The sequence below is a fragment of the Streptomyces uncialis genome (assembly GCF_036250755.1).
GTDB lineage: Bacteria > Actinomycetota > Actinomycetes > Streptomycetales > Streptomycetaceae > Streptomyces > Streptomyces uncialis.
The window spans coordinates 8138032-8153374 of the sequence record NZ_CP109583.1 but is presented as its reverse complement, the minus strand read 5'-3'; the positions used below and the strand labels follow the sequence as shown (position 1 = coordinate 8153374).

Sequence of the window (15343 nt, the reverse complement as noted above, 5' to 3'; positions counted from 1 at the left end):
AGGGCGGAGCCGTCAGCGGTTGATGGACGAGAGCAGCCGGCCCGCCACCGGATGGGTACGGACGACCTCGCCGAGCGTGGTGGTGCCCCGGGTGATCCGGGTGAACGCCTTCCACGCGGGACGGAAGCCCGTCAGCGCGGCGTGCAGCATTCCGGGCCTGCGCTCGAAGACCGCCATCATCCGCTTGCCGACGCTCATCTCCACCCCCAGCCCCGCCTTCACCGCGAAGGCGTAGTTGAGGGCCTGGCGGCGGGCGTCGACGGCGTCGTGCGACTCCGCGATACGCACCGCCCACTCCCCCGCGAGCCGCCCCGACCGCAGCGCGAAGGAGATGCCCTCCCGCGTCCATGGCTCCAGCAGCCCGGCCGCGTCACCGCAGACCAGCACCCGGCCCCGGGACAGCGGGGAGTCGTCGGCGCGGCAGCGGGTCAGATGCCCCGAGGAGATGCCCGGCTCGAAACCGGCCAGCCCCAGCCGGGCGATGAAGTCCTCCAGGTACCGCTTGGTCGCGGCGCCCTCGCCGCGCGCGGAGATCACCCCGACCGTCAGGGTGTCGCCCTTGGGGAACACCCAGCCGTAACTGCCGGGCAGCGGGCCCCAGTCGATGAGGACCCGGCCCTTCCAGTCCTCCGCGACCGTCGGCGGAACGGGGATCTCGGCCTCAAGACCCAGATCGACCTGGCCGAGCTTCACCCCCACATGCGCCCCTATCCGGCTCGCGCTGCCGTCGGCGCCGACCACGGCCCGCGCCAGCAGCGTCTCGCCGCCCTGGAGGACGACGGCCACCGTGCGCCGGTCGGGGACGGCCGGGCCGTGCTGCTCCACCCGTGTGACCGTGGCCCCCGTGCGCAGTTCGGCGCCCGCCTTCTGCGCGTGCTCCACCAGCCGCTGGTCGAACTCGGGGCGGTTGACCAGACCGAACAGGGTCTGCTTGGACCTGCGGGTCCGGGCGAACCTGCCGTCGAGGGTGAACGTCACCGCGTGCACCCGGTCCTGGAGCGGCAACTCGAATCCGGGCGGCAGCGCCTCACGGGAGGGACCGATGATGCCACCGCCGCATGTCTTGTAACGCGGCAGATCGGCCTTCTCCAGCAACAGGACGCTGCGCCCCGCCACGGCCGCCGCGTAGGCGGCGGAGGCTCCCCCCGGTCCCGCCCCGACCACGACGACGTCCCACACATGACGGGCCTCGTCCGAAGAGTTCTCGCTGCTCACGTTGGTCTACCGCTCCGATCCCACAGCTTGCCGCGCTTCCATCAGGCATCCTACGGCGGTGGCCGCCGCTTCCCGCTGTGGGAGGATCACCAGCGTCCGCGCCGTGCACACCCCGGCACCCGCGAAGGCACCGACACATCACCGTGTACAACGTCGCACCCGTCAGGAGCGTGCCCATGTCGCCGAATCCTCTCGCCGAGACCGTCGCGTCGCTGATGCCGAGGGCCCGTACCGAGCTGGCCGAGCTGGTCGCCTTCCGGTCGGTGGCGGACTTCGCGCAGTTCCCGAGGAGCGAGAGCGAGGCCGCGGCGGACTGGATCGTGGGCGCGCTGCGCGCCGAGGGCTTCCAGGACGTCGCCACGCTCGACACACCCGACGGCACCCAGTCGGTGTACGGCTACCTGCCCGGCCCCGAGGGCGCGCCGACCGTACTGCTGTACGCGCACTACGACGTACAGCCGCCGCTGGACGAGGCCGCCTGGGACAGCCCGCCGTTCGAGCTGACCGAGCGGGACGGCCGCTGGTACGGTCGCGGGTCCGCCGACTGCAAGGGCGGTCTGGTGATGCATCTGGTGGCGCTGCGCGCGCTGAAGGCCCACGGCGGCGTCCCGGTCCACGTCAAGGTCATCGTGGAGGGCTCCGAGGAACAGGGCACCGGCGGCCTGGAACGGTACGCGGAGCAGCACCCCGAACTGCTGCGCGCCGACACCATCGTGATCGGTGACGCGGGCAACTTCCGGGTGGGCCTGCCGACGGTGACGACGACCCTGCGCGGGATGACGATGGTACGGGTCGAGATGGAGACCCTGGAGGGCAATTTGCACTCCGGGCAGTTCGGCGGCGCCGCGCCGGACGCGCTGGCCGCGCTGATCCGTGTCCTCGACTCGCTGCGCGCCGAGGACGGTTCGACCACCGTCGACGGGCTGTCCGGTGACGGGGTGTGGGACGGGCTCCAGTACGACCCGGAGGCGTTCCGCGCGGACGCGCATGTGCTGGACGGGGTGGAGCTGATCGGGTCGGGCACGGTCGCGGACCGGATCTGGGCGCGGCCCGCCGTCACGGTGCTGGGCATCGACTGCCCGCCGGTGGTGGGCGCCACGCCTTCGGTGCAGTCCCGGGCGCGGGCCCTGGTCAGTCTGCGGGTGCCGCCGGGCGTGGACGCGGCCGAGGCGACGAAGCTCCTCACCGCCCACCTCACCTCCCGGACCCCGTGGGGTGCCCGGGTACGCGTCGAGCAGACGGGTGAGGGCCAGCCGTTCCGCGCCGACACGACGAGTCCCGCGTACACGGCGATGGCCGGGGCGATGAGCACCGCGTACCCCGGTGAGCGGATGCAGTACGCGGGTCAGGGCGGGTCGATCCCGCTGTGCGGCACGCTGGCCGCGCTGTATCCCGCGGCGGAGATCCTGCTGATCGGGCTGAGCGAGCCGGAGGCCCGTATCCACGCGGCGAACGAGAGCGTGTCGCCGCAGGAGTTGGAGCGGCTGTCCCTGACGGAGGCCCTGTTCCTGCGCGCCTACGCGGGGAGCTGACGGGGACGGGTGGGTAACGGTCACGTGCCCGGGCGGGTGACCGTCAGGGGCCCGGGGGCGGGTGGTGGTCAGGGCCCGTGACCGGTGCTGATCCGGTGCATGTGGCCGGTGGCGGTCAGGCGCCCGCGGCCGTCACCCGGCCCTTGCGGACGGCGGTGACCAGGGCCCGGTGGTCGCGTTCGTTCTGGTCGGCGTAGTCCTCCGCGAACACGGCCAGCGCGCGGTCGAGGACATCGCCGCCGCCCAGATAGGCGGCGATGGCGATCCGGTCGCCGGACCGGGCGTGGGCGCGCGCCAGGGTCGCCCCGCACAACTCGCCGAACACCCGCATCCCCTTGGGCACCATGTCCTGCGGCTCCACGATGCCCTTCCAGTCGTGCAACTGGCGTACGTAGAAATCGCGTTGCGGGACATCGACATCGGTCACCCGGTCCCAGCCGAGGAACACGTCCCCGACCGCCTGCATCAGCCGCTGTCCGGCGACCACGCGTTTGCCCTGGTTGTCGTAGGGGCTCTCGCCGAGATGCTCGGCGAGGACCGACCGGTCGGCCTCCTTGGCCTGGAGGATCAGCGGGTCCTGGTCGTCCTTGCCGAGGAGGAGCAGGATCCAGCAGCGGGTGCCGACGCTGCCGACCCCGACGACCTTGCGGGCGATGTCCACGACCCGGTACTGGCGCAGCAGATGCCGGCGTTCCATGGCCAGGCTGCGTACGTACCGCTCCACGAGCTGGCGCAGCCCCTTCACCAGCCGGTCCAGTTCGGCGCCGCTCAGCAGGTCGTCGACCGGCACGATCAGCGGCGGGTCGGGGCTGAAGCGGCGTCGCCCGTCGTGGACCGCGGTGAGCTTCTCGAACGCCTGGAGGCTGTCGCGGGTCCGTGCCTTGCCGAGGGCCTTGGTCAGCCGGCCGCGGCCCCGGGCGCCGAGCCGTTCGTCGGCCAGTAGCCGCACCCGTTCCATGTCCCCGTGGTCGTACCAGACGTCGAGGTTGCCCATCCCCGCGTAGGCCCGCATGCGTTCGCGGTAGGACCGTACGGTGTCCTGGACGATCCGGGCGCGCACCGACCGGGACCAGCCGTTCTCCCGTGCGGCGATGACCAGGCTCGCCGCGAGTCGCTGGAGGTCCCATTCCCAGGGGCCCCGCAGGGTCTCGTCGAAGTCGTTGATGTCGAAGACCAGGCGCCGTTCGGGGGAGCCGAGCAGCCGGAAGTTGAGCATATGGGCGTCACCGCAGAGCTGGACGGTGAGCCCGGAGTCCGGGGTGGTGGCCAGGTCCTGGGCCATCACGGCCGCGGCTCCCCGGTAGAAGCGGAACGGGGTCTCCGTCATCCGTCCGTAGCGGATGGGGATCAGCTCCTGGACCCGGGCGGCCGACTGCTCCTCGACGACGGCGACCGGGTCGGGCCGCCCCGGCGCCGGTTCGAACCCGGCGTGCGCGGACCTCGGGGTCCGTTTGCGGGCCGCCTTTCCGCGCTCCGCGCGTTCCCGGGGGGTCAGATGGCGGGCGCCGCCCACCATCACCCGTCCGCCGGGCTTCCCGCTGCCTCGCGCCATGGCGCCGCACCTCCAGGTCGCACGGAGCGCACCCGGGGCAGACCGCCCTACCGGGCCGCACCACCCCAGTATCCGCCCCGCGCCCCGGCCGCGCCCGCTGCCGTGCTTCCGGGGCCTGTCCGGTCGGTGCGGGGGTCTGTCCCGGCTGGTGCGGGGTCCCTGTCCGGCCGGTGCGGGTCCCTGTCCGGTCGGTGCCGGGGCCCTGTCCGGTCGGTGCCGGGGCCCTGTACCGCCGTTGCGGGGGCGTGTCCGGTCGGTGCAGGTCCACATCCGGTCGGCGTGGGGCCCGTCCGCTCGACGCGGGGCCCGTCCGCTCGGTGGCGGGCCCGTCCAGCCGCGATCCCGGGCGTCGGCCAGGGGCTTCCGTCCGGATCGGGGCTGACGGGTGGGCGGGCCGTGCCGGTCGGTGCCCGCCGCACCGACCAGCAGGGGTCACCGGCCGCGCGGCGCTCGGCTACACGGGCAGTCCGGCCTCCAGATAGACGACGGCGCCCTGTTCCCGGGCGCGCAGCGCCCAGCGGAGGCGGGCGTACCGCTCGGGGGGCAGCAGCCGGCGGGCCTCGTCCTCGGCGACGAAGCGGCAGTCACGCAGTTCGGGGCCTGGCAGCAGCAACTGTCCGGCGCGGTCGGCGTCGAGGTGGCCGCCGTCGAAGAGCAGCCGCAGTCCTCCGTAGGCGGGAGGCGCGGGCGGTTCCCAGTCCAGGAGGAGCAGCCGGGGCACCTGGTCGAGCCGCAGCCCGGTCTCCTCGGCGACCTCGCGGACGCCCGCGCGGGCGGGCGCCTCGCCGGGTTCCACGATGCCGCCGGGGAACTCCCAGCCCGCCTTGTACGTGGGATCGACGAGCAGGACACGGTCCTCGGCGTCGAAGAGGAGCACCCCGGCGGCGACGGTCTCGGCGCCGGGCTGCGGGGTCTGGACGATGTCGCTGACGGGCGCGGTCCCGGTGCGGACGGCTTCCGCGATCCGGACGGCGGTGGCGTGCGGGGTGAGCCGTCCGTTGTCGATGAGGTGGGCGTCGGCGGCGAGCCAGGAGCCGAGTGCGGCGCGGTAGGCCGCCACCGGGTCGTCCTCCCGTGGGCGGACCCGGACCGCGCCGTCGGGGCGGTCCGCAGGGGCCGGGTGCTGGGCGGTACGGGCGCGCAGGATCGTTTCCGCCGGGGCGAGCACGACATGGCGTACGGGAATCCGGCGGGAGGCCAGCGCGCCGAAGATCTCGTCGCGGTGGTCCTGGCGCAGCAGGGTCATCGGGACGACGAGGACACCGCCGACCTCCGCGAGGACGGCCGCCGTGGTGTCGATGACCAGTCGCCGCCAGATCGGCAGTTCCTGGTGGTCGGCTATCTCGTCGAGGTACTTGGGCGGCAGCAGCCGAGGCAGCGCGCCGCTGATGACCCCGGGGTCGAAGAGTGTGCTGTTCGGGATCAGCTCGATCAGTTCCCGTGCGGTGGTCGTCTTGCCCGCACCCGACGCACCGTTCACCCAGACGATCACGGTTCCCCCTCTGCTGGTAACCCCTGAAGGACTGCCCGGAAGGCCCCGCCGCGAAAACCAGGACCCCGTAGGTGGACCTACCCGCGCTTCCGCCGTGGCAGGCGCGCGATTCCCGCTCCGCTCGGCTCCCCGCCGCTGTCCGGCCCCGGCCGGCCCGCCCCCGCGTGGCCGCCGGGCGCGGCGGCGGGGGCCGGCCCACCTTCGCGGGGCGGGCCGGGGACCGTGTCGTGCCCGGTGGGGGGCGTGCCCGGACCCGGCCGGGCGTGGCGCCGACGGCGGGGGCACCGGCGGCGGGGCAGCCGATCGCCCCCGGGGCGCGGGGCCCCGGGGGCGATCGGGAAGCGGGCCGGTGGCGCACTCCCGCCATGAAGGTGCGGGCCGGACCAGGCTCCGCCGACGGCTCAGCCGGAGAACTCCTCGGACGGGAAGCCCGCCGCGCCGCCGCCGAACATGCTGTCCATGATCTCGTCCAGCTTCAGCTCCGTGGCACCGGCCGGGGCCTCGGGCTTCTCGGCGTCGGTCAGCCGCAGCACCAGGTCGATCTTCTTGCCCTTGAGCTTCTTGTCGAGCTGGCTGAGGTCGATGGAGACCTCCTTCAGCTCACCGTTCTTCAGGGTGAAGTCGGCGGAGCCCTTCTTGGTGGGGAGCTCCTTCAGTTCCTTGGCCGTGGGCAGCTCGACACCCGGCGGCAGGTCCTTCGCCAGCGGGCGGATCTCCTCGACCATCGCCGTGACGAGGGCACGCAGGGAGGCGGTGGCCGTGACGCGCTCGGCGCCGTCCTTGCCCTCGGCGGTCTTGAACTCGACCTTGCTGGAGAGGACGCCGGTCACCGCGTCGAGCAGCTTCTTCTGCGTCTTGGCGTCGAGGGTGGGCTCCGCGGCCTCCTTGGGCGCTTCCGCCATCACCTCTTTCTGGATCTCCTCCAGCTTCTTGTTGGAGACCTTGACCCATTCGCCCTTGAGCGCCTTCTCGATCGCCGCACGGCTCTCGGCGAGCTCACCGGGCGGGAGCATGTCGTCCACGGACGGCGCGGGGCTGCCCGACAGCTTCGCGAACGCCGCCAGGTCGAACCGGGCGTAGGTGAAGTCACCGACGGTCCGGTACTCGATGAGCTCGCCGTCGGCACCGCTGACCTTGGCCGCCATGCCGACGAAGTCCTTCTGGCCGGACTCGGCGAACGGCTTCTTCGACTCCACGGAGACGGAGATCTTCCCCGCGGTGATCAGCTCGGCGAACTCGTCGGGGATCTGGTCGTCGGGCGAGGCGGCGGGGTCGATCGACTTCAGGGTCGCGACATCCGTGTCGAGGTCCAGCTCGAACCCGACCGAGTTCTCCTTCCCGAGCTTCTCGAACGCGCGGTCGATCTTCTGCCCCGCGGTCAGGTTCTCCACCGTGCCGCAGGCGGCGGAAACCGACACGACGAGAGCGACGACAGCGGTGGCGGTGAGGGTCTTGCGTATGGCGGTGATGACGTTTCTCCTCGTGGATGCGATCACGGCGTGATCAATGGCAAGACCGACGACACCCCCGGAGGGTTGTACGGCGATCGGTGTGATCTGCGCCCGGTCCGTGCCGCGAGGGGCGCGCGTCCTGGCGGGTCCGCGAGCGGGTCGGGTGCGGCGTGACGTGATCGGTGACCTCGTCGGCCTCATGCACGCCCTGACGCTCGGGGGACACCCTCATTGTGACGCCTCGACAGCCTCCGCCGGTAACGGGTTTCGCCGGTCGGCGGGGTTCGGCGCGGGCCGGGATCGGCGACGGCCCCGCCGATCGGCGGGGGCCGGTCGGCGGGGCCGGGGGTCTGGGGGGCGGGGGGACGTCTGCCGGTCGACGTGGGCTGCCGGGGGCGTCGGCCGGTCGACGGGCGGCCCTGAAGGTCGGCCCGGCCGCCCCCGCCTCCCCGGCCGTGCGCTCACCCCTTCGAAGGGTTCCGGGTGCGCAGCAGCTCGAACACGCTGGAGAAGCTGTCCTGGCCATGGCCGTCGGCCGCTCTCCTGTCGAGCAGGGCCTTCAGCGGGTCGTGCACGTCGGTGGCGACACCGTGGGTGCGGCTGAGGCCGACGAGGCTGCCGACCGCGGCCCGGTTCAGGTCGATCGTGGAGACCCCGTCCGAGTACGATCCCGATCCCGCCTCCCGCGCCAGCTCGGGCAGGAAGTCGGCCATGCCGCCCAGCCAGCGGGCCGCGAGCGGGGCCAGCACCTCGGGAGGGGTGCCCACCGTGTCGAGCAGGGCCGCCGCGTGCAGGAACCCGGCGAGGGCCGCGTACCCGGTGCCCAGCACGGCGAGGTCGTGGATCTCCGCCGCGCCGGGGTCCGTGCCGAAGTAGTGGGCCGGTGCCATCACTTCCAGCTCGGGCCGATAGGTGGTGAAGGCGTCCTGGGAGCCGCTGTAGAGGAAGAAGCCCGACGGGGTGGCGACCGTCTGCGGCAGGGCCATCATCGCGCCGTCGAGGTAGTCGGCGCCGTGCCCGGCGGCCCAGGTGGCGAGCTCCCGGGCCTGGTCGGGGCTGCTGTTGGCGAGGTTGACCAGGGTGCGGCCACGGAGCTCGGCGGTGGCCGGGCCGAGGGCCTCGCGTACCGCTTCGTGGTCGAGGAGCGGAGCGATCACCAGCGGGCCCGCCGCCACGGCCTCGGCGGCGGTGGCCGCACCGGCGGCGCCTCGCGCCACGAGCGGACCGGCCTTCGCCGCGGTGCGATTCCATACGGTCACGGGGTGGCCGGCGGCGAGGAACGCGTCGGCGATCGGGGTGCCCATCCGGCCCAGCCCGAGGACCGTCACGGGAGACTTCGTACGCTCAGACATTCCGCTCACCCTTCTCGTCGCTGTTCGAGTCGGCCTTCTCGTCGGCCTTCGTGTCACCCTCCGGGGCGGCCGTCGCGTCAGCCGTCGCGTCGACCGCCGTGTCGCCCTTCGAGATCGTCCGCGCCACGCTGGCGATGCCGCTCCTGCCGTGGCCGTCGGCCGCCGTCCGCTCCAGCAGGGTCCTGAACAGTTCCGGCACCCGGGTGCCGATGCCCTGGTCCGCGCTGGTGTGCAGGAGATGGTCCATCGCCGCCCCGTGCACCTCCACCGTGCCGTCGTCGTCCGGGAACCGGCCGTCCTCGATCTGCCGGGCGTGGTCCACCATCAGCGAGGTGACGAAGGGCATGTGCCCCTTCACCACCGCCGCGAAGGCCGTGGGGTCGACGCCCGCGGCGCCGACCAGGGCCACGGAGTGGTAGAAGCCCGCCAGCGCGCCCCAGACCTGGCCGAACAGCGCGGTGTCGTACACCGGGGCCAGCGCCGGGTCGGTGCCGAGGTGCACGGCGTTGCCGAGGCTCGCCAGTTCCTCCCGGTGGGCGTCGAAGGCGTCCTGGGAGCCGCTGAGGACGAACAGCGCCTCGGGGCGCCCGACCAGCCGGGTGCCGCTCATGGCGGCGCCGTCGAGGTAGCCGACGCCGTGTTCCGCCGCCCACCCGGCCGTCCTGGTGGCGTCCTCGGGGGTGCCGGAGGTGAGGTTCACCAGTACCCGGCCGCGCAGCCCGTCCGCCACCGGCCCGAGCAGCTTCTCCACGGTCGGGTAGTCCGGGAGGACCACCACGACGAGCGGACTCGCGGTGACCGCGGCTTCCAGGGTGGTGGCCCGGAGTGCTCCCTGGGCCACCAGGGCGTCGGCCTTCGCGGCGGTGCGGTTCCATACGGTCGTGGGGTGGCCGGCGGCGAGGAACGCCTGGGCGATCCGGGTCCCCAGCTGCCCCAGGCCGATCACCGACACCGCCGACTGCCCGTCGTTCGTGTGCTCCAGCATGGTCACTCCTGTGTGTCCGGTGGTCCGTCCGGTCCGCTGCGCCGGGCCGGTTCGTTCGACTGACCTCACTGTGGCCGCGCGCGCTGTCGGGACCCTGTCGGAGTGCTGTCGGTCATGGCTGTCGGTCATGGTCGGGCGGTGGGCGGTCCGCGGCTCGGGGTCAGGGGTCAGGGGTCTGGACGGTCCACGGACGCCGACCGCCGGGACGCCCGGATACCGTGCGGGCATGCGTTTCTCCGTGCTCGGCCCGCTCACCGTCTCCACGGCGGCCGGTGACCCGGTCGACGTCCCCGAGGCCAAGGTCCGCGCGCTGCTGGCCGCCCTGCTGGTCCACGCGGGCCGGACCGTGTCGTCGGACCTGCTGGTGGACCATCTGTGGGGCGACCGGGTGCCCCGTAACCCGGTGGGCGCCCTCCAGACGAAGGTGTCCCGGCTGCGCGGCGCCCTGGAGCGGGGCGAGTCGGGGGCCGCGGAGCTGGTGGAGTCGAGGGCCCCGGGGTATCTGCTGCGGACCGGAGCCGGTGACGTGGACTCCCACCGGTTCACCGAACTGACCACCTCGGCCTATGACATCGGGGACCCCCGGACCAGGTCGGACCTGCTCACCGACGCCCTGGCGCTGTGGAAGGGGGACGCGTTCGCCGATCTGCGGGAGGTCGCTTTCCTGCACTCCGCGGCCGAACGCCTGGAGGAGCAGCGGCTGACCGCGCTGGAGGCACGCGCCGAGGCCCGGCTGGAACTGGACGAGCACCACGCGCTGACGGACGAGCTGGGCGAGCTGACGGCTCGTCACCCGCTGCGGGAGCGGTTGCGGGCCGCGCACATCCGGGCGCTGTACCGGGCGGGGCGGCAGTCCGAGGCCCTGGCCGCCTACACCGCGCTGCGGAAGCTGCTGGCCGATGAACTGGGGGTGGACCCCGGCCCGGAGCTGGTCGCCCTCCACCAGGCGGTCCTCGCGCACGACGAGGCACTGGGGACGGCTCCCGCCACCCGCAGACGCGGCACCGGCGCCCCGTCGGCCCCCTTCGCCGGATCGCCGGCGCCGTCCGCCGGGTTGCCTGGATCACCGACCTCGCCCACCGGGTTGTCGGCCCCGCTCTCCGGATTGATCGGGAGGACGCGAGCGGTGGCCGCGGCGGCCGAACTGCTCGCCGCGCACCGGCTGGTGACGCTGACGGGGCCCGGCGGGGTCGGCAAGACCCGGCTGGCGGAGGAGGTGGCGGGCCGGGTGGCCGGTGAATACCCCGACGGCGTCAGGATGGTCGGTCTCGCCGGATCGCTCGACGTGGCCGAGCAGTTGAGCGCGGCCCTGGGCATCCGCGAGGAGGGCCCGGCGGGGCTGGAGGACGCGCTGCGCTCCCGGCGGCTCCTGCTCCTGCTGGACAACTGCGAGCACGTCATCGACTCGGCGGCCGACGTCATCCGCCGCGTCCTGGGCGCCGCCCCCGGCCTGCGTGTCCTGGCCACCAGCCAGGAGCCGATCGGGCTGGCCGGGGAGGCGGTGTGGACGGTGCCGCCGCTGGCGCAGGCCGACGCCGAGCTGCTGTTCGCCCAGCGCGCCGCGGCCGCCGCGCCCGGATTCACCGTGACCGGGGACAACGCGGAGGCCGTCGCGGAGATATGCCGCCGCCTCGACCGGATACCGCTCGCGCTGGAACTGGCCGCGACCCGGGTCCGGGCGCTGGGCGTGCGTGAGCTGTCCGCCCGCCTGGACGACCGGTTCCGGCTGCTCGACGGGGGCCACCGCGGGACGCCCGCCCGGCAGCGGACCCTGCGGGCGGTGATCGACTGGAGCTGGGAGCTGCTCGGCGACGACGAGCGGACGGTGCTGCGCAGGCTGTCGGTCTTCGCCGACGGCTGCGCCCTTGAGGCGGCCGAGTCGGTGTGCGGCGGCGACACGGATGTCCTGGGGCCGCTGATCCGGCTGGTGGACCGCTCGCTCGTCACGGTGACGGACGGTCCCCGCTACCGGCTGCCGGAGTCCGTGGCCGCGTACGCCTCGGAACGTCTCGCGGAGGCGGACGAGTCCGGGACCGTCGGACAGCGCCACCACTCCTACTACGCCGGACTGGTCGGGCGGGCCGCGCCCCTGCTCCACGGCCCCGGGCAGCGGCAGTGGGTGAACCGGCTGGACCAGGAGAGCGCCAATCTGCGTACGGCGCTGGAACGGGCCCTGCGGCACGGGGAGCCGGCTGCGGCAGCGCGGATGGCGCTCGCCTCCACCTGGTACTGGTTCCTGCGCGGCCGGCTCAGCGAGGCCCGCCGGTCGCTCGGCGAGACCCTGCGCGTCACCGGCGCGGACCGGTCCGGGCAGCGCTCCCGTATCGCCCTGTGGCACGAGGGTTTCGCCCTGCTGGCCGGGGAGGCCCGGCAGGGTCCGGTTCCGAAGGCCGGACGCGGCGCAGGCGAGTGGGGCGGGGACGCGCGGGCCGTGTGGTTCCTCGGCCACTCCTCGCTCAGGGCGGGCGAGGACCTGGCCCGCAGCGAGGTCCTGGTGGACCGGGCCCTGACGTCCTTCCGCGCGGACGGCGACCGCTGGGGGATCGCCGCGGCGCTGAGCACCAGGGCCGTCCAGAGACTGCTGCGGGGCGACCTCGCCGCGCTGCGGAGCGACGCGACGGACGCCCACGCGCTCTTCGACGAGCTCGGGGACCCCTGGGGCCGTCTTCAGAGCTCGTACCCGCTGGCGGCGCTGGCCTCGATCACCGGTGACCACGCCCATGCCTCGGCGTTGCACGAGCAGGGTCTGCGGCTCGCGGAGGAGCTGGGGTTCTGGGCGGACGCCGCCGACCGGCTCACCGGCCTGGGCCGGGTCGCCCTGCTGACCGGTGACTTCCGGCGGGCCGCCGCACTCCACCGGGACGCCAGGGCGCGCGCCGCCGAGCACGGATACGCGGCCGGTGAGGTCCACGCCGAGATCGGCCTGGCCCTCGGGGCCCGCCGCGAGGGCGACCTCGACCTCGCGGAGCGGTATCTGCGCAAGACCCTCGCCTGGCACCGCGAGGTCGAGTTCGGCCCCGGCCCCGCGCTCCTGCTCGCCGAACTCGGCTTCCTCGCCGAACAGCGCGGCGATGCCGCCCTGGCCCTGTCCCTCCACCAGCAGGGTCTCGCGGTCGCCCGCGAGGGCGGCGACCCCCGGGCCGTCGCCCTCGCCCACGAGGGCCTGGCCGGTGCCCATTCCCTCGCGGATCGACCCGCGCGGGCGGCCCGCCTCCTGGGCCTGGCGGCCCGTGCCCGCGAACGGTCCGGCGCCCCGCTCCCGGAGGCCGAGCGGGGCGACGTGGACCGCGTCACCGCCCGCGTCCTCGCGGCCCTGGGCGACGAGGTGTTCACCGCCGAGTTCTCCGCACCGGGCGAGGACGCCCCCGAGCCGGGACACGCCGGAGGTCCGGACGGCGAGAACGGCTGACACCTGACGGACCTCACACGGCGACGGTCACAAGCACAGGCACCGGCCACAGGCACAAGTACGGGTACGGGTACGGGTACGGGTACGGGTACGGGACACCCGCTCCGCCGACGCGCGCCGGGCTCCGTGACGCCGGTCGTCGCGCCCGAGCCGTCCGGCGCGGCGTCAGATCACCAGCCGCAGCCGGAGATCCGCGAGTCCCACCCGGACCGTCTGGCCCCAGGTGAGCTCCAGCGCGTCGCTCTCCACCCCGTCCCCGAAGACCACCAGCCGGTCCGACTCCACCACGAGCCGCAGTTGTTCGTTCCCGCCGAGCGTGCCCTCCACGAGCGAGGTGCCGGTGGCGGGCGACGGCCAGGCCTCCCGGACGAACCAGACCAGACCGGGGGCGGCGGGCGCCGGCAGCGTCAGCCCGCTGCCCCGCTCCCGCCAGAGGGACCCCAGCCAGCCCGTCGACCCGGTGCCGGTGCCGACCAGCACCCCGGAGGACGCCTGGGCCTCCTCCGTGTCCCCGCCCGCGTCCCCGCGCCGCCCCGCGCCGCCGTGGGCGGGGGCCGTCGTACCGAGCCGGTAGCGCGCCGTCTGGTGCCCCGGCGCACCCAGATAGATCTCGTTGAGCGCGCGGAGCACCTGGGTGTCGTCGGCCACCGCCTCCACCATCGTCAGCTCGTCGCACAGCGCGCCGGGCGAGACGGCGGCGGCCAGCAGCCGGGCCGTGTCCGCAGACCGGTGACGCACCAGTACGCCGAGACCCCGGCCCGGCTCGGGGTCCACCCCGACCACGGGCTGTCCGGTCAGGTACTTCGCGGTGTTGGCGACCAGTCCGTCCGCGCCGACCACCACGACCACGTCCTCCGGGCCGAACAGGAACCGGTCCAGATCGCCGCGCTCCACCCGGGCCTGACGCCAGCTCAGCGGGACGGCCGCCGCCGTCTCGGCGAGCGTCCGCCGGGCCAGCGCGTGCCGCGCCGCCACCCCGGCGAGGCTCCGGCCCCGGGAGGAGAGGAAGAAACCGGCCTGCCCCGCGGTGCCGTGCCGGGCGAGCAGTTCCTCGTACTCCGTCGTGCGGTGGACCAGCACCGCCCTCGGCGCGAGACTCACGCCCCCGGCTCCCGTCGCGCGCCGGGGCGGCCGAGGCGTTCCAGCAGCCCGGTCAGCACATCCGGAGAGACGGTCAGACTGTCGATGCGCGGCAGGTTCTCGGCGAGCCGGGCGGCCGTCAGCGCGTGCAGGGTCTCGGGTGAGGCGTCGCCGTGCACCCGCAGCCAGGACGCCTCGGCCCCCGCACGTGCCTCCCCGGCCTCCCGGGCCGCCTCGGCCTGCGCCCTGGCGAGCCGGACCGTGCGGGCCGCCTCGGCCTCCGCCCGGATCGCGTCGGCGGCGGCCTGCTCCTCGGCCTCCCGGCGGGCGTTGGCGCCCCGCTGCTCCACCAGCCGTTCCTCCTGGCGGGCCAGCTCGATCTTGCTGCCCAGTTCGTTCTCGGCGATCGTGCGCTCCCGCTCCACCGCCACGGCCCGGCGCTCGTAGGTGGCCCGGTCGGCCTCCTGCTGGATACGTTCACGCGCGGGGGTGCGCAGGGCGCGTTCGACCTCGGGCTCGGGACGGATCGCCACCACGCGCACCCCGACCACGGTGAGCCCGGTCGCGGCGAGCCGGGGCTCCGCGCCGAGCCCGTCCGTCACCCGCTCCCGTACCGCGGCCACACCGTCGACCAAGGCCCCGGCGAGCGGGGTCCGGGCGAGGACGTCGAGCGCGTGCTGCTGGGCCGTCTCCGAGAGCAGCGTGGAGAGCTGCTCCAGCGGCGAACCGCGCCAGGCGCCGGTGTCCGGGTCGATGGAGAAGTCCAGCCGTTCGGCGGCGACGGCCGGATCACCGATCCGGTACGTGACGGTCGCCTGCACGGTCACGTCCTGGAAGTCGGCGGTACGGGCGTGGAACGCCATCGACTCCTCACGGTCGTCGACCGGTATCTCGGAGAGGGCCGCGGTGAGGGCGCGGTACCAGAATCCGATGCCCGGACCGTCGTGGACGAGTCCGCCGTCCCGGTGGTGCCGGATATGGGAGGTGGGGGCGGAGCGCAGATGGCGCCAGCCGAGACGCCTGGTGATGTCGGCCATGAGGGACCCCTTTTCGTCTCCATGACATTAAAGGGTTCCCTCTTTTTGGTCAAGCTGACTATTTAAGGGAGGCGGCGCACACCGCCCTCCCGCGCACGAGGTCGAGGACGAGGACCCGACAGCACCCAGGGCCTCCGGACCCGCCACCTCGGGGACCCGCCGCCTCAGGGCCTCAGGACTCACGAGCGCTCAGGACGCACAAGGACCTCAAGACTCACGAGGGGGGCCAGGGCTCATG

The 15343-nt window shown here is 74.0% G+C and carries 10 protein-coding genes; 2 read left to right on the top strand and 8 right to left on the bottom strand.

Translation table 11 applies throughout. From position 1 onward, the window contains the following. Positions 1-12: 12 nt before the first annotated feature. Positions 13-1215, bottom strand: a complete 1203-nt coding sequence (locus OG711_RS34215; RefSeq protein WP_073795874.1) for a geranylgeranyl reductase family protein — start codon at positions 1213-1215, stop codon at positions 13-15. Between the two features lie 176 nt (positions 1216-1391). Between OG711_RS34215 and OG711_RS34210 the strand changes: the two genes are divergently transcribed. Further along, on the top strand, positions 1392-2747 hold the full coding sequence (locus tag OG711_RS34210) for a dipeptidase (protein WP_329562468.1): 1356 nt from the start codon (positions 1392-1394) through the stop codon (positions 2745-2747). Positions 2748-2862: 115 nt separating this feature from the next. Here the strand turns inward: OG711_RS34210 and OG711_RS34205 are convergent, their stop codons facing one another. The 5 genes from OG711_RS34205 to OG711_RS34185 form a co-directional block, all read right to left on the bottom strand. Next, on the bottom strand, positions 2863-4299 hold the full coding sequence (locus OG711_RS34205) for a DUF2252 domain-containing protein (RefSeq protein WP_266512451.1): 1437 nt from the start codon (positions 4297-4299) through the stop codon (positions 2863-2865). Positions 4300-4753: 454 nt separating this feature from the next. Next, entirely contained in the window at positions 4754-5791 is a 1038-nt protein-coding gene (locus tag OG711_RS34200) for an NUDIX hydrolase (protein ID WP_073795881.1), read from the bottom strand. A 401-nt stretch (positions 5792-6192) separates the two neighbouring features. Continuing rightward, positions 6193-7287 (bottom strand): hypothetical protein, encoded by a 1095-nt coding sequence (locus tag OG711_RS34195; RefSeq protein WP_245877067.1) that lies wholly within the window; start codon positions 7285-7287, stop codon positions 6193-6195. Positions 7288-7703: 416 nt separating this feature from the next. Further along, entirely contained in the window at positions 7704-8594 is an 891-nt protein-coding gene (locus OG711_RS34190; RefSeq protein WP_266512457.1) for an NAD(P)-dependent oxidoreductase, read from the bottom strand. Next, positions 8587-9708: an NAD(P)-dependent oxidoreductase gene (locus OG711_RS34185; protein ID WP_266512461.1), complete on the bottom strand. Its 1122-nt coding sequence runs from the start codon at positions 9706-9708 to the stop codon at positions 8587-8589. Before OG711_RS34185 ends, OG711_RS34190 begins: the two co-directional genes overlap by 8 nt. Positions 9709-9805: 97 nt before the next feature. Between OG711_RS34185 and OG711_RS34180 the strand changes: the two genes are divergently transcribed. Beyond that, positions 9806-12988 carry an AfsR/SARP family transcriptional regulator gene (locus OG711_RS34180; RefSeq protein WP_329562464.1) on the top strand — a complete coding sequence of 1061 codons (3183 nt, stop codon included), beginning with the start codon at positions 9806-9808 and terminating at the stop codon, positions 12986-12988. Between the two features lie 165 nt (positions 12989-13153). Here the strand turns inward: OG711_RS34180 and OG711_RS34175 are convergent, their stop codons facing one another. Continuing rightward, complete coding sequence (locus tag OG711_RS34175; protein WP_266512467.1) at positions 13154-14089, bottom strand: hypothetical protein; 936 nt, start codon at positions 14087-14089, stop codon at positions 13154-13156. Then, on the bottom strand, positions 14086-15105 hold the full coding sequence (locus tag OG711_RS34170; RefSeq protein ID WP_073795890.1) for an SPFH domain-containing protein: 1020 nt from the start codon (positions 15103-15105) through the stop codon (positions 14086-14088). Before OG711_RS34170 ends, OG711_RS34175 begins: the two co-directional genes overlap by 4 nt. Positions 15106-15343: the final 238 nt, after the last annotated feature.